The sequence below is a fragment of the uncultured Psychroserpens sp. genome, from assembly GCF_947503375.1.
In the GTDB taxonomy this organism is placed as follows: domain Bacteria; phylum Bacteroidota; class Bacteroidia; order Flavobacteriales; family Flavobacteriaceae; genus Psychroserpens.
Window position 1 is genome coordinate 17,335 of record NZ_CANNDQ010000005.1, and the last position, 20,757, is coordinate 38,091.

At 32.2% G+C, this 20,757-nt stretch carries 17 protein-coding genes and 2 tRNA genes; 9 read left to right on the forward strand and 10 right to left on the reverse strand.

All coding sequences use genetic code 11. The features are described 5' to 3' along the window. The first annotated feature begins 46 nt into the window (after window positions 1-46). The 3 genes from tig to clpX all read left to right on the forward strand — a co-directional run bounded on the left by tig (window position 47) and on the right by clpX (window position 3,418). Window positions 47-1,369: a trigger factor gene (gene tig, locus Q0876_RS09455; RefSeq protein WP_299226811.1), complete on the forward strand. Its 1,323-nt coding sequence runs from the start codon at window positions 47-49 to the stop codon at window positions 1,367-1,369. 88 nt (window positions 1,370-1,457) lie between these two features. Continuing rightward, window positions 1,458-2,132: an ATP-dependent Clp endopeptidase proteolytic subunit ClpP gene (clpP, locus tag Q0876_RS09460; protein ID WP_299226814.1), complete on the forward strand. Its 675-nt coding sequence runs from the start codon at window positions 1,458-1,460 to the stop codon at window positions 2,130-2,132. A 53-nt stretch (window positions 2,133-2,185) separates the two neighbouring features. Continuing rightward, window positions 2,186-3,418, forward strand: coding sequence for an ATP-dependent Clp protease ATP-binding subunit ClpX (clpX, locus tag Q0876_RS09465; protein WP_299226817.1), 1,233 nt, complete (start codon window positions 2,186-2,188; stop codon window positions 3,416-3,418). A 237-nt stretch (window positions 3,419-3,655) separates the two neighbouring features. On the opposite strand, the gene Q0876_RS09470 is transcribed toward clpX, so the two are convergent. Continuing rightward, window positions 3,656-4,903 (reverse strand): carboxypeptidase regulatory-like domain-containing protein, encoded by a 1,248-nt coding sequence (locus Q0876_RS09470; protein ID WP_299226820.1) that lies wholly within the window; start codon window positions 4,901-4,903, stop codon window positions 3,656-3,658. A gap of 124 nt (window positions 4,904-5,027) precedes the next feature. Then, on the reverse strand, window positions 5,028-6,563 hold the full coding sequence (locus Q0876_RS09475) for a GH3 auxin-responsive promoter family protein (RefSeq protein WP_299226823.1): 1,536 nt from the start codon (window positions 6,561-6,563) through the stop codon (window positions 5,028-5,030). 43 nt (window positions 6,564-6,606) lie between these two features. On the opposite strand from Q0876_RS09475, the gene Q0876_RS09480 reads away from it, so the two are divergent. Further along, window positions 6,607-7,401: a DUF2797 domain-containing protein gene (locus Q0876_RS09480; RefSeq protein ID WP_299227696.1), complete on the forward strand. Its 795-nt coding sequence runs from the start codon at window positions 6,607-6,609 to the stop codon at window positions 7,399-7,401. On the opposite strand, the gene Q0876_RS09485 is transcribed toward Q0876_RS09480, so the two are convergent. From Q0876_RS09485 to Q0876_RS09505, 5 genes are all read right to left on the reverse strand, one after another. Then, window positions 7,398-8,021: a LysE family transporter gene (locus Q0876_RS09485; protein ID WP_299226826.1), complete on the reverse strand. Its 624-nt coding sequence runs from the start codon at window positions 8,019-8,021 to the stop codon at window positions 7,398-7,400. The two genes, Q0876_RS09480 and Q0876_RS09485, sit on opposite strands and share 4 nt — an antisense overlap. Before the next feature lie 100 nt (window positions 8,022-8,121). Then, window positions 8,122-8,316, reverse strand: a complete 195-nt coding sequence (rpsU, locus tag Q0876_RS09490) for a 30S ribosomal protein S21 (RefSeq protein ID WP_299226829.1) — start codon at window positions 8,314-8,316, stop codon at window positions 8,122-8,124. 23 nt (window positions 8,317-8,339) lie between these two features. Beyond that, window positions 8,340-9,203 carry an RNA polymerase sigma factor RpoD/SigA gene (locus Q0876_RS09495; protein ID WP_299226831.1) on the reverse strand — a complete coding sequence of 288 codons (864 nt, stop codon included), beginning with the start codon at window positions 9,201-9,203 and terminating at the stop codon, window positions 8,340-8,342. Between the two features lie 145 nt (window positions 9,204-9,348). Then, entirely contained in the window at window positions 9,349-11,994 is a 2,646-nt protein-coding gene (locus Q0876_RS09500) for an AsmA family protein (RefSeq protein ID WP_299226834.1), read from the reverse strand. A gap of 117 nt (window positions 11,995-12,111) precedes the next feature. Beyond that, the gene (locus Q0876_RS09505) at window positions 12,112-12,816 is read right to left on the reverse strand and encodes a queuosine precursor transporter (RefSeq protein WP_299226837.1); all 705 of its coding nucleotides are present in this window, start codon (window positions 12,814-12,816) and stop codon (window positions 12,112-12,114) included. Window positions 12,817-12,886: 70 nt separating this feature from the next. On the opposite strand from Q0876_RS09505, the gene folK reads away from it, so the two are divergent. Further along, complete coding sequence (folK, locus tag Q0876_RS09510) at window positions 12,887-14,014, forward strand: 2-amino-4-hydroxy-6-hydroxymethyldihydropteridine diphosphokinase (protein ID WP_299226840.1); 1,128 nt, start codon at window positions 12,887-12,889, stop codon at window positions 14,012-14,014. A 48-nt stretch (window positions 14,015-14,062) separates the two neighbouring features. Here the strand turns inward: folK and Q0876_RS09515 are convergent, their stop codons facing one another. Both Q0876_RS09515 and Q0876_RS09520 read right to left on the reverse strand, forming a co-directional pair. After that, on the reverse strand, window positions 14,063-14,677 hold the full coding sequence (locus Q0876_RS09515) for a methyltransferase domain-containing protein (RefSeq protein WP_299226843.1): 615 nt from the start codon (window positions 14,675-14,677) through the stop codon (window positions 14,063-14,065). Between the two features lie 34 nt (window positions 14,678-14,711). Continuing rightward, on the reverse strand, window positions 14,712-15,254 hold the full coding sequence (locus Q0876_RS09520; protein ID WP_299226846.1) for an RNA methyltransferase: 543 nt from the start codon (window positions 15,252-15,254) through the stop codon (window positions 14,712-14,714). A 122-nt stretch (window positions 15,255-15,376) separates the two neighbouring features. Here Q0876_RS09520 and mutS point away from each other — a divergent pair, with 122 nt between their 5' ends. The 4 genes from mutS to Q0876_RS09540 all read left to right on the forward strand — a co-directional run bounded on the left by mutS (window position 15,377) and on the right by Q0876_RS09540 (window position 19,999). After that, complete coding sequence (gene mutS, locus Q0876_RS09525; protein ID WP_299226849.1) at window positions 15,377-17,989, forward strand: DNA mismatch repair protein MutS; 2,613 nt, start codon at window positions 15,377-15,379, stop codon at window positions 17,987-17,989. A 97-nt stretch (window positions 17,990-18,086) separates the two neighbouring features. Beyond that, window positions 18,087-18,158: transfer RNA gene (locus Q0876_RS09530), tRNA-Gly, on the forward strand. Between the two features lie 43 nt (window positions 18,159-18,201). After that, a tRNA-Leu gene (locus tag Q0876_RS09535) sits at window positions 18,202-18,286 on the forward strand. A 273-nt stretch (window positions 18,287-18,559) separates the two neighbouring features. After that, window positions 18,560-19,999, forward strand: a complete 1,440-nt coding sequence (locus Q0876_RS09540) for a S41 family peptidase (RefSeq protein ID WP_299226852.1) — start codon at window positions 18,560-18,562, stop codon at window positions 19,997-19,999. Between the two features lie 12 nt (window positions 20,000-20,011). Here the strand turns inward: Q0876_RS09540 and Q0876_RS09545 are convergent, their stop codons facing one another. After that, window positions 20,012-20,752 (reverse strand): DNA-binding response regulator, encoded by a 741-nt coding sequence (locus Q0876_RS09545; protein ID WP_299226855.1) that lies wholly within the window; start codon window positions 20,750-20,752, stop codon window positions 20,012-20,014. Window positions 20,753-20,757: the final 5 nt, after the last annotated feature.

Here is a 20,757-nt window from a genome sequence, read left to right on the forward strand (position 1 = left end):
AAAAAATATCGTATTTTTGCAGCCCAATTTTCATATTAGATAAGCAATGAATATTACAAGAGAAGACATTGATGCATTAAATGCAGTGGTAAAAGTAGATATCGCAAAAGAAGATTACAGCGATAAAGTTGAAAAAATATTAAGCGATTATCGTAAATCGGCAAATATTCCTGGGTTTAGAAAAGGACACGTGCCTATGACCATGGTGAAGAAGCAATACGGTAAAGCAGTTCTAGTAGATGAGGTGAATAAGTTATTACAAGATGCGCTTAATAAGTATTTAACTGAAGAGAAATTGGATGTCTTAGGAAACCCGTTACCTAAGCCACAAGATGATCTAGATTGGGATGCTGATGCATTTACTTTCGAATTTGAGTTAGGTTTAGCTCCAGAATTTGAAGTGAAATTAAAAGGAAAAAAAACAATCACGCATTATAATATTGTAGCCGATGATAAAATGCTAGACAGTCAAGTTGAGCATATCAGAAAGCAATACGGTAAGATTATTTCTCAAGATACAGTTGCTAAAGATTCTGAAATCACAGGTGTATTTGAAAATGAAGAGAAAGGAATCAATAACTCTACAACAATCACTTTAGATAAATTCAAAGGTAAAACTACTGAGAAGCAATTCATTGGTGCTAAGATTGGTGATGTAATTACATTAAAAACAAAGAAGTTATTTAACGATGATCACGATCTAATGACTTTCTTGAAAATATCACATGATGATGCTCATGGTTTAGATATAGAAGTTAATTTCACAATCAATGAAATTAATACTAGAGAATTGGCAGATCTTGATCAAGAATTGTTTGACAAGCTCTTTGGAAAAGGAGAAGTGACTTCTGTAACAGAGTTGAAAGAAAAGATAAAGATAGATTCTGAAAAGCAATTTGGACAACAAGGCGATCAGAAACTATTAAATGATGTTACTGAATATTTAGTAGAGAGCACAAAATTTGATTTACCTGCTGCATTTTTACAAAAATGGATGCAAACTGCTGGCGAAGAAGTAATGGATGCAGATCAAGCTAAAGAAGAGTATGAAAAGTCTGAAAAGAGCATGCGTTATCAGTTAATAGAAGGTAAGTTAATTGAAAAACATGGTCTACAAGTTACTTTTGATGACCTTAAGGCTCATGCTAGAGAGATGATTAAAGCACAAATGGCACAGTTTGGGCAAATGAACCCTTCTGATGAAGAGTTAGATGGCATTGCTACACGTATTCTATCTAATAAAGATGAGGTTAAACGTTTATCTGAACAATTGATGAGCCAAAAATTGTTAAACCTTTACAAAGCAGAAGCAAACTTAAAGACAAAAGAGATAACTTACGACGATTTTGTAAAAGAGTTTTACAGCTAAGTAAATACATTATAAATTAGTATATTTGAGCGTAAGACTGTATGGTCTTACGCTTTTTGTTTCACAATAAATGATTTAAGAAAAATCTATGGATTACGGAAAAGAATTTGAAAAATTCGCAATAAAAGATCAAGGAATAAGTAGTACATATTACGATAAGATTATTAGTAGCATGTACCCAACAGCTTTAACTCCAAATATCATTGAAGAACGTCAGATGAATGCTGTTGCAATGGATGTGTTTTCAAGGTTAATGATGGATCGAATTATATTTCTTGGTATGGGAATCAATGACCAAGTCGCAAATATTATTCAAGCACAATTGTTATTCTTAGAAAGTACAGACGCTTCTAAAGATATTCAAATCTATATTAATTCGCCTGGTGGAAGTGTATATGCGGGTTTGGGAATTTATGATACAATGCAACTAATAAAGCCAGATGTAGCAACGATTTGTACAGGTATGGCAGCCTCAATGGGAGCAGTGTTATTATGTGCTGGAGAAAAAGGAAAACGAAGCGGATTAACACATTCTCGTGTGATGATTCACCAACCATTAGGAGGAGCTCAAGGTCAAGCTAGTGACATAGAGATTACGGCACGTGAAATTTTAACGCTTAAAGAAGAGTTGTATCAAATCATTAGTAAACATTCAGGGCAAGATTACGACAAAATTTATGAAGACAGTGATCGTGATTATTGGATGAAAGCAGACAAAGCTAAAGAATATGGAATGATAGACGAGGTACTATCAAGAGGTTAAACAAATAATATACTTAATGCATTCTCTTGAATGATTAAGTTTAATTGAAATGTATGGCAAAGGAAGAACTAGAATGCTCGTTTTGTGGTAGGAAAAAGCCTGAAACCAATTTATTGATTGCAGGATTAGATGCGCATATTTGTGATCGTTGTATTGAGCAAGCGCATGGTATTGTTTTAGAAGAGTCTAAACAGACTGATAATGCTGAGCTATCAACTGAATTAATGTTAAGAAAACCTCAACAGATAAAGGCCTTTCTTGACGAATATATCATTGGTCAAGAGTATACTAAAAAAGTGATGTCTGTTGCAGTCTATAATCACTACAAGCGTTTATTACAACCACCAAGTGATGATGATATTGAGATTCAAAAAAGTAACATTATCATGGTTGGGCAAACAGGAACAGGAAAGACACTCATGGCCAAAACAGTTGCTAGAATGCTTAACGTGCCTCTAGCTATTGTTGATGCTACAGTCTTAACTGAAGCTGGTTATGTAGGAGAAGATGTAGAAAGTATTTTAACCCGTTTATTACAAGCTGCAGATTATAGTTTGGAGAAAGCTGAAAAAGGTATTGTTTTTATTGATGAAATCGATAAAATTGCTCGTAAAAGTGATAACCCATCTATTACAAGAGATGTGTCTGGTGAGGGTGTTCAACAAGCCTTGTTGAAGTTATTAGAAGGAACCACAGTTAATGTACCACCTAAAGGAGGAAGGAAACACCCAGATCAAAAGTTCATTGAAGTAAATACCGAGAACATTTTATTTATAGCTGGAGGAGCCTTTGATGGTATTGAGCGTAAAATATCTAAGCGATTAAATCTTGCTGCAATAGGTTATAAAGCTGTTAAGGATGGAGCATCATTAGATTCTGACAACCTATTACAATACATTATACCTAAAGACTTAAAAGATTTTGGTTTAATTCCTGAAATCATTGGTCGTCTACCAGTATTAACATTCATGGATCCTTTAGATGCCAAAACACTCAGAGCAATATTAACTGAGCCTAAAAATGCTATTATTAAACAATATAAGAAGTTGTTTCAGATGGATGAGATTGAATTTTCAATTACAGATGGAGCTCTAGATTTTATAGTTAACAAGGCTATTGAATATAAGTTAGGCGCAAGAGGTTTGCGTTCGTTATGCGAAGAAATCCTAACAGATGCTATGTTTGAATTGCCGAGTAGTAATGATAAAAAGCTTAATGTTACTAAATCGTATGCAGAAAGTAAGTTGGAAAAAACAACGTTGAAAAAGTTAAAAGCTGTTTCATAAGTTTTAATTGAACGTAAAAAACAAAACCACTCTTTTTTAGAGTGGTTTTTATTTATCTGGATTTAAAAACTAATATTGCTATAACAATATTTTTAACTTTTAGAAAAGGTATTTTTTATTTCTTTGTCGTAAATATAGTTGCAATTAATTGAGATTAAAAACGACATCTAGTAGTTTTGGATAAAGAGAATTAAATACTCGTTATGTGGTAAAATTCTGATGCTGTTCATCGATAATCTATTTTTTCTTTGCAACATCTACCTCTTCTTTAACCTCTTTTGAGGTTAAGGTTACAATCGCTCTGTACACATTTTCGCTAGTTTTTTGGGAAGTGAATGCAAATTCAAAATTATTAAAACCTTCTTTAAGCGCTTTTACAGAATAGTTTTCAAAGGCTTTTACCTTAAAACTATAGTGTGCGTCTATATCAGTGGTCTGTCTTTCAATTTCGTTTCCTTCTTCATCAAGTAATACAACAGTAGCATTTGAAAGAGGTTGATTTTTATCACTCACTACAATGCCCTGTAATTGTTGATATATTGCATTAGCTTTAAATCGATACAAATCAAAACTACCTAAACCATCTTTTTTGTTTGAAGAGAAAAACCCAGTATCTTTATCTATGAAAACAAAAGCTATTTCATCATTTGTTGAATTAACTTCAGCCCCTAAGTTTCTTGGCGATTTGTAATTTTTATTTACAATTGAACTTACAAATATATCAAAACCACCTATGGTTTCGTGACCATTAGAAGAAATGAATAATTTCTTGGAGTCTGTTGAAGTATATGGGAACTTTTCATCTTTTAAGGTATTAATGGTTGTTCCTAGATTTTGAGGTTCACCAATAGAACCATCTGCTTTGATTTTAGCTACATAAATGTCATAACCTCCAATCGATCCTGGCATGTTTGAAGAAAAATATAATAATTTGCCATCACGAGTTACATGAGGGTTTTCAATAGAGTACTTATCATTACTTATTGGAAGCTCTTGTTCATTAATCCAGTTTCCATTTGAATTTTCTTTTAAAGATGTTTTGTATAATTTGTAATTTTTAGAATTCTCTCTAGTGCTTCTAGTGAAATACATCGTCTTTTCATCAGGAGAAAAACTAACCTGACCTTCATTAGCTTTGGTGTTTATAATTCTTGAAAACAATAATGGGTTAGAGATGTTACCATGACCATCAATGTCTAAGCAAAATAATTCGGTAAAGGGTTCATTTGTATTTTTATCTATTCCATTTCCAAGACCTCCAATTTTTTTAGACGAAACCATAATTAGTTTATTCCTAAATGTTGTCGCCGCATACTCAGTATATTTTGTGTTTACAGAGATGTCGTGTACATAAAATTCAAGCCCACTTTTATTGTACTTATCTATGCGATCAGATGTTTTGGTTTTAGAATTGGTTTTAGAAACGGTTGGAGCTGATACCACACTAAAAAGTAAGGTAAAGGCCATGAGGATAAGGGTTCTCATAACAAGAGGGATTTAGGATTAATAATATTATAAAGTTAGTTTATCAATATTGAAATAGTTCAATAAAACTATTTTATTAGATTAAGAAGCGATTTTTCCGACAAAAATAGAAATTTCACAGATTTTATCGACTAAAAGAGCTTGTAGCAGTGTTTAGTTTTAATAATTCATCAATATATTCGCGATTGTTTGATAAACGAGGAATTTTATGTTGACCTCCAAGTTTGTTGTGTTGTTTTAGCCAATCATAAAATAAACGTTCTCTTGCAATATGTACTTTAGGCATATTAAGTGTCATGTTGTTATAACGTTTAGCTTCGTAATCAGAATTTAATGATTGTAATGCATCGTCCAATAAATTATTGAATTGCGTAATATCTTTAGGCGCTGTTTTAAATTCAATAAGCCACTCATGTGTCCCTTTTTCTTTCCCTTTCATAAAAATTGGAGCTGCTGTGTAATCTACAATCTCGGCATTGGTTGTTTTACATACCATGCTAAGAGCGTCTTCTGCATTTTCTATAATTAACTCTTCACCAAAAACATTAATATGATGTTTGGTTCTTCCAGAAATTTTAATTCTATAAGGATTAGTAGAAGTAAACCTTACAGTGTCTCCAATTTTATAGCGCCAAAGACCTGCATTGGTAGTAATAATAACAGCATAATTAACACCTATTTCCACTTCACTTAAAGGAATTATTTTTTCAGAGTTGGTGCCATATGTTCCCATTGGGATAAACTCATAAAAAATGCCGTAGTCGAGCATCAGTAATAATTCACTACTATTATTTTGGTCTTGAATAGCAAAAAAGCCTTCAGAAGCATTATAAATCTCATAATATTTAAAATTGTCTTTTGGTAGAATAGCCTTGTACTGATCTACATACGGAATAAAACTTACGCCACCATGAAAATAGACTTCTAGGTTTGGCCAAATGTCAAATAAACTGTCTTTTCCAGTAGCATCCAAAACATTGTTAAGTAGTACTAACATCCAAGATGGTACACCTGCGAGACTGGTTACATTTTCATTTATGGTTTCTTCAACAATGGCTTGCATTTTAATTTCCCAATCGCTCATTAAAGACACGCGATTACTAGGTGTACTACTAAATTCAGCCCAAAACGGCATATTGTCTATGAGTATTGCAGAAAGATCACCAAATACAGTTCCGTTTTCTTCATATAGTTCTTTGCTTCCTCCTAGGCGCAAACTTTTCCCAGTAAACAATTGTGAATCTTCATTATTATTGAGGTACATGCATAATAAATCTTTACTTGCTGCATAATGACAATCTTCTAAAGACTCACTACTTACGGGAATAAATTTACTTTTGGCGTTGGTAGTTCCACTTGATTTAGCAAACCATTTAATAGGGTTTGGCCAAAAAATGTTATGCTCACCTTTTCTTGAGCGCTCAATAACATCTTGATAATCCTCATAAGAAGAGATAGGAATGCGCTCAGAAAATGTTTGGTAATTCTTAATTGAATTAAAGTCGTATTGTTTGCCGATTTCTGTTTCCTTAGCCTTTGATAGCAGTTGGAAAAGCAATTCGTTTTGTACTTCATTAGGATACTTTAAAAACAATTCTATCTGATGAAATCGTTTTTTTAAGAACCAAGATGCAATGGAATTAACTAAAGGGATAGGCATTTTTATAGTATCTTTATTCTTTAAAAATAATACTTTTTTTTATATGTTTTATCAAGGTGTTTTGACAAAAATGGAAACCGAGTTTGCTCATCCAATTCAATATTATCTAGTGCTTGAGAATGATTTCTTGAATATGAATCAGTTACTCAATAAGTTAATTACTTTAGAGTTTGTAAAATACCAATGTTTAAAGTGTGGCTTAGATAAGCCTATTTATCGTCAAGGCTTTTGTAAAGAGGATTTTTTTGATATTCCTCAAGCTGGAGATTGGATCATGCGACCAGAACTATCTACCGCACATTTGGGTAAAGAGGATCGCGATCTAGACTATGAAAAGAAAGTACAGTTACAACCGCATATCGTTTATCTTGCTAATTCAAGTAACGTTAAAGTTGGTGTTACTAGAAAAAGTCAGGTACCGACAAGATGGATAGATCAAGGTGCTCATGAAGCCATAGAAATTGTTGAAGTGCCAAATCGGTACCTAGCAGGAATTACAGAGGTTGCTCTTAAAGCACAAGTTGCAGATAAAACCAATTGGAGAAAAATGCTTAAAAATGATGTTGAAGATGAAAATTTAGTTGAATGGCGAGAACGACTTAAAGCATATATTCCTGAAGAAGCACAAGATTATTATATCGCTTCAAATACAGAAACCAATTTAGAATTTCCTGTAATACATTACCCAGAAAAACCTAATAGTTTAAATATTCAAAAGGAACAAGAATATACTGGAAAGCTAGTTGGAGTAAAAGGACAATATCTCATTTTTGAAGATGACAGGGTCTTCAATATAAGAGCAAATGAAGGCTTGGTGGTAAAGTTGACAATTCTTTAAAAGCTTAACTTAATTGCTTGAACCAATCCAATTAAAAGTAATAAAATACCAGTAACTTTATTGATGACTAAAGTAATGTTTTGTACTTTATTCTTTATAGCAACACTAAATCTACTATAAATGTAAAGTGTGAATAGTTTACCAAAATATACGCCAGCAAAAAACAAGAATAAGACGATTAATGGCGATTGTAACGACAGCATTAAATTATTGTTGTTAATAATACCAAAAGCAACTATCCAATAGATAAGTACTGGAGGGTTCAAAATGCCTAATACAAAACCAGTTATGTATTTTGATGTCTTTTTTTGTTTTGAAATTGCTGTGCTTTCTTTTTTCTTTTTCTTGAAGAATAGATAGCTGCCAACTGCCATCAATGCAATAACTATTATAATTTGGAGCCATTTATTATGATCAAAAAAATCTTTAACGACCATATTACAATGCAAAGCATAGTAAGATAGTATCACTTCGGCAATTCCAGCAGTGACTGCAATTTTAAAGGCTTGCTTTGCGTTTTGCTTTATGGTTGTATTTATGACAGCTATGTTTGATGCGCCTAACGGTAGAGCACCAATAATACTAGCTATAATACCAAGTATTAAATATAAAATCACCATACTGACTTTGTAGAGTCTAACTTTAAAAGCTTACAGATAAGACATAAAAAAGCACACTTCTTAGTAGAGGTGTGCTATTATTTTATTGATAATGAGTATATTAAATATCTTCTTGGTCTCTAAGACCTTGAATATATGAAGCTTTTTGAATTTCTCGTCTTCTTTTTACAGATGGCTTAGTGAAAAATTGATTTTCACGAATGTTCTGCATTGTTTTAACGTTTCTGTGTTTTCTTTTGTAACGTTTTAAAGCACGTTCGATGCTTTCTCCTTCTTTAACTAGTATTTTAATCATCTAATTATTTTAATTGTTATCGATTATCCTAAATAGGTTTTTAATATTTTACTTTTTGAATCTTGGCGTAAACGCTTGATTCCTTTTTCTCTAATTTGTCTTACACGCTCTCTAGTTAGGTCAAATGTAGCTCCAATTTCATCTAAGGTCATAGGTGGCTCATTACTTAATCCAAAATTTAATCGAATCACATCACTCTCTTTTTGAGATAGCGTGTCTAATGCTCTATTAATTTCAACGTTTAATGACTCTTTCATCAAATCTCTATCAGGATTTGGTGATTCACCAGATTTAACAACATCATACAAACTAGATGTTTCGCCTTCTTTCAATGGCGCATCCATTGATAAATGTCTTCCCGAATTCTTCAAAGATTGTTTTACTTCAGAAACAGTCATATCTAATTCATGTGCTATTTCTTGAGCACTAGGAGGACGCTGATGGGTTTGTTCTAAAAATGAGAACGCTTTATTGATCTTATTGATCGAACCAATTTTGTTCAAAGGTAATCTAACTATTCGAGATTGTTCTGCTAAAGCTTGTAAAATTGCTTGTCTAATCCACCAAACGGCGTAAGAAATAAATTTAAACCCTCTAGTTTCATCAAATCGCTTGGCAGCTTTTACTAAACCAGCATTGCCTTCATTTATTAAATCTGGTAATGTTAGTCCTTGATTTTGATATTGTTTAGCAACTGAAACCACAAAACGTAAGTTGGCAGTCGTGAGTTTGTCTAAAGCAGCTTGATCACCTTCTTTTATACGTTGAGCGAGTTCAACTTCTTCTTCGGCTGTGATCATTGGTAACTTACTAATGTCTTGTAGGTATTTGTCTAATGATTTAGATTCACGGTTGGTAACTTGTTTGGTAATTTTTAATTGCCTCATATATTCTTTTCTGTTTAAAAAGTTTGCAAGCGTATAATGTAACTTTTAATTCGAGAAAAGCAAATAAATTGGCAATTCTTTATAAAAAATAATGAATATGGTCTTTTTTTTATTAAATCTTAGTCTGTTGCTATAGCGTATTCACCTAGTTTTTTATTGAATCTTTCTTTTTCTTTTTTCCGCCAAGAAGATTCCCTATAACGCCTTTGACCCCTTCTTTAATCACATCTGTTTCTGATGTTTTAGTTGTATCGGTTTTTGTTGTGGTAGAATCTTTAGGTGTGCTACTATTATTTTTGTCGCCTAATAAGCCACCTAACAACCCTTTAACTTTGTCTGTTCCTTTGTTAATCAGTTTTTCTTTTTCAATTTCAATAAGCTGTTTTGTCAAGTTTGAAACACCACTTGTTAGATCAGTTTTTACACTAGGGCTGGTATAGCTACCCGTAATATTGGCAGTTACGGGAATAGTTATTTTATCAACTTCACTATCATCTATTTTGCCTATTAAACGATTAACATCACTACCTAAGTATTTTGCAGGAACTTCAAAAACGGCTTTATAATCTAGTGTTTTATCAAAGCTATGAGCTCCAGAAATGACAATGCCTATATCTTCATATTTTAATTTAAATGGCTTAACATTTACTTTTCCGTTAGCAAATTCAAGCTTGGTCTTCACATCTTTTAAATCTAACTTACTAAAGTCAACAAAACTTAAAGCACCTTCAAGCTTGCTTATTATTGAGCCTTCTTTTGGGTCGATATTAGTGGTAAGTAATTCTGCTAAAGCATCACCAGTGACTGAATTTAAGTTAGGTGAGAATTCACTATCTAAGGTGCCTTGTAGGTTAATGGCAGTATTTAACTTTCCTTGTAGCGCTTTTGCAATAGGAGCAAGGTTTTGTAATAAATCTAGACCTTTAAAAGACTTAGCAATGTCAAATCCATCTGCACCTAGATTTAGGTCGAAAACTGGAGTATCTGTTTGTGTTGATACTTTCCCGTTAATGGCTAAAACACCATCAAATATATTGCTGGTCATATTTTGAAGGCTAGCTTCTTGATCTTTTATTGTGAGTGTCCCGACGACATCTTTTAGAGTTAGATTATCATAGACTACAGTATTAGCATTAGCATTGATTCTACAGTCTAAAAAATCTGGAATTTTAAGAGATTCTGAATCAGATGTTATTTTTTTAGATTCTCCTGAAACGTTTTCATCTTCAACCATAAAGTCGCTCACCACAAAATTATTAGAATTAACATTAAAGTTTCCTTGAAGTTTTTTATCACTTAACAAAAACCCTAAAAGGTTTTTAATGTTTCCAGTGGCATTAAAGTCACTTGTTCCAGTCCTTGCGTCTAAACTATTAAGTTTCACGTTTCCAGGACTAAAGGTCATATTAGCTTTGCTTATTTGTATTGGGTTTACAATATCTTGTGAAGAGAACACAAAGTTACTAACATCAACACTACCATTATTTTTTATACGTTCGTATGCATTTGTGTCAATAGCATTCATGTCAAATTGTGTGTTAAGCTTTCCTTTCAAAATACCGCTTAGCTCTTTATCAAAGTCAATGGGATAGGCTTTAGTAATATTTCCAAGATTTAAAGTGCCATCGATATCTGCGTTGACCAACATGTTTTTGGTGATGTTTTTAAGTAGAGCAGAAGCTTTAAACACATCATTATCTATTTTAAAGTTGAGAGTTTTAATGTCGACATAAGTGTCATCGGAATTCCCAGTTGTGTTTTTAATAGAAGTATCAATAGTAATGTTATTCACTTTTTTTGGGAGATCGGGATATTTAAACGAGGCGTTGTTAGATGTTATGCTAATATCTAGAGTTGGTATGGTCTCATCGGTAATCTTGCCCTTTATGATTCCGTTGACTTTAAAATCTCCTGTAGTTTCAACGTCTTCTATATTTTTCGAATAGCTTTTAGGTATAACTGCTAAAAAATCTTTAAATGAAGATTCAGGATTTTCGAATGTAATATCTATTTCTTGGCCATCTTCTAACTGTTGAACATAACCTTCAAATTCTAGTGGGAGCTGATTGATGTAACCTGTATTATCTTTAAATGTATATTTTTGATCATTAAGGTCTAGACCAATTAAAGCATTTAGCTTAATGGTATTATTATCTAAGTAAGAAGTGCTATCAATTTGCATACTTACATTTGCGGTTGTTTGAGTTTTTAATTCAGAATTTTCTGCTGAAAATATACCGTTTCCAGAGTGATTTAGTTCTGTAACATACATTTCGGTTTCAGTTGCTATATCTATATATGTCAAAGCACTATTCTTTATTTTATAATCTTCGATATCAAATGAAAAACTATTATTTTCTGAAGCCTTTCCTGAGGTGTTGTTATCAGTTTTAGTGATATCGTAATTGTTGTTACCTAATGCATCAGTTTTAAGGGTTAGCAAGGCTTCATCTATAGCTATTGAATTGACAACTATTGGCTCTTCATCTGCGGTTTTAAACAATTCATTGATAGACATAGTAAATGCGATGTTCTTAGCTGTTGCGAATGTTTCACCTTCAAAAGGTTTGAAATTAGTAATAACAAGATCATCAACTTCAACATGAGCTTGAGGAAAACTTCTAATAAAGCTTAAGCTAACATCACTAAACTCAACTTGAGCATTAAGATTTTCATTTATAAAACGCTTGACCATATCTTTAATTTGCGACTGGAATGCGAAAGGGATAGCGAGTAATAAAAAAAATATAATGAGTATAGAAATACCTAAAATTTTAAGTGCTTTTTTCATAAATAGTGATGTCTGTTCAATTCTGTACGTAAATATATACGAAGCTAGTGCTACTTTGGCTCAAAGTACATTAAAGTTTAGTAAAATTTTAACCCTATTCGTAGAGAAATTGACCCTTTACAATAAATCAATTTCTTCATTTACTTTTAAATTGAATCGCTTCCGAAACATAAATACACCTAGATATAAAAATGGTGTGTCTAGTGCAGCAACGATAACTTTAAAAATAAAACCACTTATAAGTAACCCTTTGAAATTTTCCCATGGAATAATTCCAAAAGAACACAATAACATTAAAATAGTAAACGTGTCTACAAACTGTGAAAACCATGTAGAAAAATTATTTCTTAACCATAAATGCTTTCCTTTGGTCAATCGTTTCCAGAAATGATAGATTTGAATATCCACAAATTGAGCAAATAAATATGTAATCATACTGGCAAAAACAGCAATAGCAGAATTTCCAAAAACTTGAGTAAAAGTCTCATCATTAACATACGACCACGAAGTTGCTGGAACATGACTCGATATTAAAATGATTAGTAGTGAAAAGACTGAAGCAAAAATACCTGCCACTACCACTTGATTAGCTCTTTTTTTGCCATAAATCTCACTAATGAGATCGGTTATTAGAAAAGTTAAGGGATAGGGTAGTAACCCAACTGAAATCTCAAAAAGTTTCGCTCCAAAAATCTCAATATCAAAAGGGTGCCAATAAAAAAATTTCTGAAAAATAAGGTTAGATACCACTAAAGAGGTAATAAAAAGCGCAGCTAAGAATAAATAAATTTTTTGTGCAACAAGTTTATCTTTTAAGGTCATAAATTGTGAATAAATACTTACTGTAAATATAAGCTAAAGTGATTTTCTTTTCATTATTTTGGCATTGATTATGAATATATCCAATCACGTTTACATAGCACTTGGTAGTAATAAAGGTGACCGTCTTAAGCATATACAAGATGCTGTTGATCTTGTTTTTAAAGATGTTGGTAAAATCAACAGTATTGCAAAAGTCTATAATTCGCCTGCTTTCGGATTTGATGGTGATGATTTTTTAAATACGTGTATTCGTGTTGAAACACATTTTTCTGCTGCTAAGGTTTTAAAAAAGCTATTAGATATAGAGACAATATTAGGTCGTGTTCGTAATGATGCCAATATATATGAAGCCAGAACAATTGATTTAGATATCTTGTTTTTCAACGCTGAGGTTATAAATATGGAAACACTTAAAGTGCCACACCCAGAGTTGCAACACAGAAAGTTTGTATTAAAGCCATTACATGACATTGCTTCTAAATTAGTGCATCCATTACTGGAGAAGACAACGGTTGAGTTGTTAGAAATATGTGAAGATAAAAGTGAAGTTTTGCCTGTTAAAATTTGGCTTAAGAATCCAATCAAACAGTATCATTTTTCTGACTATAATTACATCGCAATTGAAGGAAATATTGGTGCTGGAAAAACAAGTTTAGCCCATAAAATTGCTAACGATTTTAATGCCAAGCTTATATTAGAGCGTTTTGCCGATAATCCATTTCTACCAAAATTTTACGAGGAACCTAAACGTTATGCATTTACGTTAGAAATGTCATTCTTAGCTGATCGATACCAACAAATTAGTGACGATTTATCGCAACTGGATTTGTTTAAAGATTTCATGGTAAGTGATTATGACATCTATAAATCATTAATCTTTTCTAAAATCACTTTACCTGAAGATGAATTTAAACTCTACAGAAAACTATTTTATTTGATGTATAAGGATATCACAAAACCAGACTTATACGTATATCTTTATCAAAATACAGAACGTTTGCAGGAGAACATCAAAAAACGAGGTCGTGATTACGAGCAAAGTATTGATAGCGAATACCTCGAAAAAATAAACACAGGATATTTAGACTTTTTGAAAAATCAAAACGAACTTAATGTCAAAATCATTGATATCTCTGAAAAAGATTTTGTAAAACATCGAGAAGATTATTTATGGTTATTAGATGAAATTTGTTCTTAACTTTTTTCGCTAATAGATTAAAATCTTTTTTAAGAAACGATACTAGCTTTACAGTGTGAATAACGTCGTTACAATTTGACCTTTTTTTTCATGTAAAACAACCTTGTTTAAAACTGACGTTTCAAGAATTTTTAAATTAAAAGGAGAGTTTAATAAATCTACACCACTATTGTGTTTCAGTCTAATCCCTTGTCCTGAAATAATATCTTTATTTGGTAAGAAACTTCCCGTTGGAATATGTTCAGTTAAAATGACGTATTTGTATTGTCTTAGTTTGTGAACAATACTTAAGATTTCTTTATTCGATAAGTGTTGAAGCACTTGTCTTAGTAGGATGCAGTCTGCAATAGGTAATTTGTCTTTAGTAATATCTAGACAATGAAATTCAAGATGATCTTCTATAAACTTAGCTTTGTTTCTTGTTATAAGGTTATCAACAATATCTACGGCTATATATTTTTTGGTGTATTTAGTTAAGTGTTTTCCAATATTAAAATCACCACAGCCCAAGTCACAAACACTTAAAGTATTATGGTGAGACTCAAAAAACGTAGTTATTGCATTTATGTAAGGAGTTATAATTTTTGGGTCATGAGAACCTTGTCCGGAATAAAAATCAAATGTAGCTCCACCCCAAAGATGTTGTTCATAAATCTGATTCATAACAGCTTTTGTTGGCCAAGGAGTTTTTGATTTGTTAATCAATTATTGAAAGTGTTAATTTGTTAAACACATCCCAAATTACCACACCACAGCTCACAGAAATATTTAATGAATGCTTGGTTCCAAATTGAGGGATCTCTATAACCATATCACTGGCATCAACAACACTTTGAGCAACACCTTTTACTTCATTACCAAAAACCAATGCGTATTTTTGATTGGGTTCGGGTTGAAAATCGTTAAGCATAGTTGCATGTTCTGTCTGCTCTATAGAAATAACTTTGGTGCGTTTAGACTGTAAATGCTTAACAATATCTATGGTTTGTTCAATATATTCCCAATCAACAGTTTTGGTACTTCCTAATGCGGTTTTTCTAATATCATTATGAGGTGGTTGTGCAGTGATACCACAGAGGTATACTTTTTCAACTAAAAAAGCATCACTTGTTCTAAACACCGATCCAATATTATTAAGGCTTCTTATATTATCTAGAATTATGATTAAAGGTGTCTTTTTTGCTGATTTAAATTCAGATACATTTAATCGATCTAGTTCGCTGTTTTTTAGTTTTCGCATGTTAAAATCTTATGCTTTTTGTAAATAACTTCTGTGCTTAGAGTTTTATAAAAATTCAAATTATAAGTACATTAGCAATCTTATCGTTTGGGCAAAAATACAATTTAAAATATAGTAATCCATTGGCAAAAAAAGTAAAAAAGGAAACACCGTTGATGAAGCAATATAATGCTATTAAAGCAAAGTATCCAGATGCTTTATTGCTATTTAGAGTTGGTGATTTTTATGAAACTTTTGGCGAAGATGCTATAAAAACAGCTAAGATCTTAGATATTATTTTAACTAAAAGAGGTGCTGGAAGTGAAACAGAAACTGAATTAGCTGGTTTTCCTCATCATTCTTTAAACACCTATTTGCCCAAATTAGTAAAGGCTGGTTGTCGGGTAGCAATTTGTGACCAACTAGAAGATCCTAAACAAACTAAAACCATCGTAAAACGTGGTGTTACAGAACTGGTAACCCCAGGAGTAGCACTTAATGATGACATTTTACACTCTAAAGCCAATAATTTTTTAGCAGCAGTTCATTTTTCGTCTAACTTATTAGGTGTTTCATTTTTAGATATTTCTACGGGAGAATTTTTTATATCACAAGGCAATGAAGAATATATTGATAAATTACTTCAAAACTTTAGACCTAGTGAAGTTTTAGTTTCTAAACCAAATAGATTAAAGTATAACGCAGCTTTTGGCGATGATTTTCATGTGTTTTATATTGAAGATTGGATTTTCCAAGATGATTATGCTAATGAAACACTTTTAAAACACTTTAAGACCAAATCACTCAAAGGTTTTGGTATTGATGATTTATATGAAGGTATTGTAGCTTCTGGAGCAGTTTTGCATTATCTTAATGAGACACAGCATCACAAATTGGAACACATCACCTCAATTCAGCGTTTAATAAAAGGCGAGCATGTTTGGATGGATCGGTTCACCATTAAAAACCTCGAATTGTATCAGTCTACAAATCAAAATGCTGTAACCTTGGTAGATGTAATTGACAAAACCATTTCTCCAATGGGAGGACGTTTACTAAAACGTTGGTTGGCATTACCCTTGGTAAATAAAAGTGCTATTGATAAGCGCCACGATGTTGTAGCGTTTCTTAATGAAGATAAGTTGCTTTTAGGTAAAATTCAGCATCAACTCAAACAAATTGGAGATATAGAACGTCTTATTTCAAAAGTGGCTACTGTTAAGATAAGTCCTAGGGAAGTAATTCAACTCAAAAATGCTTTAGAGGCTATTGTACCAATTAAAGCACTCACAAGTGCATCAAAGAATAAAGCTTTAAAATATATTGGAGAACAAATAGATACTTGTGAGACATTGCGTGAGCGTATCAAAGCGACATTGAATGAAGAAGCTCCAGTAAATATCTTGAAAGGGAATACCATTTCTTCAGATTTTTCAATAGAATTAAAGGAGTTAAGAGGTTTATCAGCCTCTGGGAAAGATTATCTAGATCAAATGCTTGAGCGTGAGAGTGAACGCACAGGAATCACATCACTTAAGATCGCATCTAATAACGTATTTGGCTATTATATTGAAGTAAGACATACCCATAAAGATAAAGTGCCAGATGAATGGATTAGAAAACAGACTTTAGTTAACGCAGAGCGCTATATTACCGAAGAGCTTAAAGAGTACGAGACTAAAATATTAGGTGCTGAAGAGCGTATTTTAGCTATAGAGCAACAGTTATTCTCTGAATTGGTCAATTGGATGATAACATTTATACAACCTGTTCAGAAAAGTGCGGCACTAATAGCTCAGCTTGACTGTTTATGTGGGTTTTCTAAATTGGCTATTGATAACAATTATGTGCGACCAACACTTACAGATACCTATGAGTTAGATATTAAAAATGGTAGGCATCCGGTTATTGAAAATCAGTTACCACATGGCGAACCTTATATTGCTAATGATGTGTATTTAGATCGTGATCAACAACAAATTATAATGATCACTGGACCTAATATGTCTGGTAAATCGGCTATACTACGGCAAACAGCTTTAATTGTATTACTGGCTCAGATGGGAAGCTTTGTCCCAGCAGAGGAGGCAAAAATTGGTTTAACCGATAAAATCTTTACTCGAGTAGGTGCAAGTGATAATATTTCGATGGGAGAATCTACCTTCATGGTAGAGATGAATGAAACGGCTTCTATTTTGAATAATATTTCAGATCGAAGTTTAGTGTTACTAGATGAAATAGGAAGAGGAACCAGTACATATGATGGGATCTCTATTGCTTGGGCTATTAGCGAATATTTACATGAACATCCTAGTAGAGCTAAAACCTTATTTGCAACGCACTATCATGAGTTAAATGAAATGTCTGAAACCTTCGAGCGTATTAAGAACTTTAATGTTTCAGTGAAAGAACTAAAAGATAATGTTCTATTTTTAAGAAAATTGGTTGAAGGCGGAAGTGAACATAGTTTTGGTATCCATGTAGCTAAAATGGCAGGAATGCCACAACAGGTTATCCATCGTGCCAATAAAATATTAAAACAGCTTGAAAAGTCGCATTCGAGTGAAGAGTTAACAAACAAGGTCAAGACTCTTGAGAATGACATGCAGTTGAGTTTTTTTAATTTAGATGACCCTCTATTAGAGCAAATAAAGGAAGAAATTGTGAATACAGATATTGATACATTGACACCAGTTGAAGCCTTGATGAAACTTAACGAAATAAAACGGATGTTATTAAAAAAGAAGCATGCATAAAAAAAGGTGAGTTTTTTTTAAAAAAGGCTTTGCTTTTCTGATAAAAGTCTTAAATTTGCCCTCGCAATAATCAAGAACGTTCTTATAGATTGCTAATGCGAAAGTAGCTCAGGGGTAGAGCATCACCTTGCCAAGGTGAGGGTCGCGGGTTCAAATCCCGTCTTTCGCTCTAAACCTTAAAAATATACCAATTTAGTCAGACTGACTAACATGCTGAAGTGGTGGAATTGGTAGACACGTTGGACTTAAAATCCAATGTCCGTTTAGGACGTACGGGTTCAAGTCCCGTCTTCAGTACTAAAGCCTTTGCAAGATTTCTTGTAGAGGCTTTTTTTATTCTATTTAATCATTTTTTAAATTTTTAGATACAAGCAATTAACAAATTTATTGTGCTAATTAGACTATTAACAGTTTTTTAATAATCTAATATATAAGTTTCAATAATAAGTTATTACTAGCTCTGGTATTTAAGTGTGATTATTCAATTCAAACAAGTCTATATTGACATAAATTCAAAGCAGATTTTTGCAACAAACACTTATTTTAGAAGTCTATATAGTAAACTAGTACATGAAACTTATAATTTTATTTTTATTAATTACAACCTGCACCAATTCTAGAAGTCAGAATAGTGTAACTAATATACCAGCAAATCAAATTTCTGCGGAAGAGTTGTTAAAAGATTTAGATACACTTCAGGCATGGATTACTAAAGCCCATGGTGATCCTTATCGTTTCACTACCAAAGAGAAACTAAAAAACCAATTTGCAATTGCAAAAACAAAAATCAAGCAAAATAAACTAATGACGTCAAACTCCTTTGCAGGTGTTGTTATGCCAATTATAGCCGAGTTAAGAGATGGCCATGCGCAGGTTTTTTTGTCAGATTTAGATGTGGTAGAAGGTAATGTGTTCTTTCCGCTAAAATTTGTTTTTATAAATAAGACACCTTTTGTGATTGAAAACTTTTCAGATCAACAAATTGATTTAGGCGCTAAAATAATTAGCATAAATGGAACAGAGGCTAAAGATTTTTTTGATGAAATCATACCGTATTTGCACCGTGATGGAGATATTGAAACTGTACGTTATAAAAGATTGCAAAACACAACATACTTAACTAGAGTACTGGTAGCGCTCGATATGGCAAAAGAAACCTATAATATCACTTTGAGTGATAATGGTAAAATAAAATCGTACAGTTTGAATGGGTTAAGTCAACAAGATTATATAGGGAAAAAGAAAAAGAGAACAGTGAAATTTGAGCCTTTACAATTCAAGGAAATAGACAGTTTAGATGCAACAGCTCTTTTAGATATCAATACTTTTAATCCATCATATTATGATAAAGGAGAATTTTACAACAGAATAGATGATATTATAAGCGATCTAGATAAAGGAAATTATAAGAATTTAATTATTGATTTACGTAATAATATTGGTGGAGAAGACTCCTATCAAATGTATTTGCTTAGGTATTTATTAGAAAGCAAATTTTCTATGAATGCTGAAATTACCTTTATGCAAAACAATTATAAATTTTTACCAGATGGTAAGCATTATGACATAGACCCTAAGTGCTTTAAAAAAAACGATAAAGGTACTTACGATGCAACAGAATATTTATGGAAAGACCACCCAACTTTAGGTGAGTTTATACCATTTTCCAATAGGTTTAGAGGCCGTGTTATTGTATTAATTAACGGGTTTACATTTTCGGCTGGTTCTGACTTTGCAGCCATGTTACATTTTCATAAAAGAGCTATTTTTATAGGTCAAGAAACAGGAGGTAGTTATATTGGTAATGTTAGTGGTTTTATACCAACGTTAAAACTACCAAACTCGGGCGTATATGTTAATATACCTTTGATTAGTATCAAACGGCCATTTTTTAATTCAAATTTCACAAATAGAGGTGTTTTGCCAGATATTGAGGTAAACAGTTCATTAGAAGATGTATTGAATTCTAAAGACCAAATATTTCAAGAGGCTATAAATTATCTTAAATAGTTTTGTAAAGGTTTATTTAAGAACTTTATATTTATTGAAGAGGTTATCTCTATTACGACGACTTAATAATATGTTCTCACCAGTTGTAAGTATTATGAGATTGTCATTTGTGTAAATTTTATCAATTTTTTCTATGTTGACAATATAATTTCTATGACTTTTTATAAATGTATCTGTGGGTAATCCATTCATCATTTGGTTTAACGAGGATTGAATGATAAAATCTCCTTTTTCAGTAACCATATTAGAATATGAACCCTCAATAGTGATATATTTAATCTCATCTATTCCTACTTTTACCAAGGACTTTCCGTCTCTAATAAAAAAAGCTTTATTATAAAAAACGGGTTGCTTATTTGCAAAAGCACCTTCGGTATGTAAAAAACTTTCTAAAGACAATTCGATAGCAAACAATAACTCTGATCTATTAAATGGTTTAATAAGATAATTGTTAGGGTCTAATGTCTTTGCCGTATTGAATACGTTTTTGTCAATAGAAGACGTAAGGAAGATGAAAGGTTTTTTTATGTTTGATGTATTAATGATTTCAGCAAATTTAATACCTAATGGCTGGTTACTTATGAAAATATCTATAATAACCACATCAAATTCTAACGTTTGATAGTGTTGAATTGCATCATCGAGTTCACTATCAATAGCAACAATTTCAAAGTGTTTATCGCTTAACGCGTCTTCAAGAAGTGCAATATCTCTTTTATTGTCCTCGAGTGCTAAGACTTTAATCTTTTCCATAATAA